Origin of the sequence: Halobacillus litoralis (assembly GCF_009856415.1) — a bacterium.
Lineage (GTDB): Bacteria > Bacillota > Bacilli > Bacillales > Halobacillaceae > Halobacillus > Halobacillus litoralis_C.
The window spans coordinates 1-1,435 of the sequence record NZ_WMEZ01000020.1; the positions used below are offsets into that span (position 1 = coordinate 1).

Here is a 1,435-nt window from a genome sequence, read left to right on the forward strand (position 1 = left end):
TGAACTGACCCCCTATTTTTGGACACTATGTAATTAAGCTGCTTTCTCAAATTTTTCACGGTATTGAACTGGACTCATCCGAAGTTTTGACTTGATCCGTTCGTTGTTGTAATCATCCATGAAGACGGTCAGTTCTTTCTTGAAGTGATCGATGCTCTCAAATTCTTTGTAATACAGGAGCTCTGATTTCATGATCCCAAAAAAGTTTTCAATCACCGCATTGTCGTGACAGTTGCCCTTCCGGGACATACTCTGCGTAACCCCAGCTTCCTTGAGTCGTTGACGGTATTGAGGCATTTGGTAATGCCAGCCCTGATCGGAATGCATCAGTAGGTTGTGATTCTCATCCAAGTGTTTGAGGCCCTTTTCTAACATTTCTTCGACAAGGGCATAGGTCGGGCGGGTGCCAAGCGTATAAGAAATGATTTCACCATTAAAAAGGTCAAGGATAGGAGACAGGTATAGTTTTTCACCAAAGAGCTTGAATTCCGTGATGTCTGTGACCCATTTCTGATTTGGTTTATCAGCCTTGAATTCCCGGTTCAACAAGTTTTCAGCGACTTTCCCAACCTTGCCTTTGTAAGAATTATATTTCTTCATCCTTACAAGACTTTGAAGACCCAATTCTTTCATAAGGCGATACACTTTCTTACGGTTTACGTGAGTACCCTTGTTTTCCAACTCATTTTGAATGCGACGGTACCCATACTTCCCGTCATTTTTATAATAGATAGTCTTGATCTTTTCCTTTAAGGCATGGTCGGGGTCTGGTTTATTCATGCGCTTGACATGGTCATAATACGTGCTGCGGGAGATTCCAGCTACTTTCACTAGTTTTTTTACAGGGAAGATATGCCTTAGTTCGAAGACCGCTTGGACTTTTTGCCTTTCGATAGACGGTTGTCTTCTTCTTCGACCAAGGCTCTCAACTTTTTTAAATAGGCGTTCTCCATTCGTAGGTATTCCAGTTCTTCCTCCATGGATTTGAATTTGGAAGGTTTTTCGCTTTTATTATTTTTACGGTGTGGCATAGGCTGATTCCCCTTTCGTTTAGACTCAAGGGCTTCCATGCCACCGTTTTCCCACTTGCGTTTCCACCTTCGGACCATGGAAAAGTCGGGAATGTGAAAGATAGCGGAGGCCTCACGAATGGAATACCCTTTCTCCTCGATAAACTGAATTACCCTCAGTTTAAAGGCCGAGGAATAGTTTGTATAGGGGAAGGAAAATGCTTGGTCTCCATGGTGTTCCACTAATTTCACCCAGTACCTTAAGGAAGAAGTATCCACTTTGAGTTGTCTCGCAAGTTGACCATAGCCGACCGAACCGTTTAAGTATCGACGCACAGCTTGATGTTTCTCGTCATTCGAAAATCTTTTCAAAACAAGTACCCCCTTTTGGTTGGATAAGTGTCCAACTATTGGGGTTCACTTCA

At 42.8% G+C, this 1,435-nt stretch carries 1 protein-coding gene; it reads right to left on the reverse strand.

Annotated features, from left to right (window positions below; all coding sequences use genetic code 11):
* Positions 1-33: 33 nt before the first annotated feature.
* Positions 34-1,382, reverse strand: a protein-coding gene (locus GLV98_RS19880; RefSeq protein WP_237417192.1) for an IS3 family transposase whose coding sequence is annotated in 2 segments (ribosomal slippage) — positions 34-897 and positions 900-1,382 — 1,347 coding nt in all. Because the reading frame shifts where the segments join, the coding sequence is not laid out codon by codon here.
* Positions 1,383-1,435 lie beyond the last annotated feature (53 nt).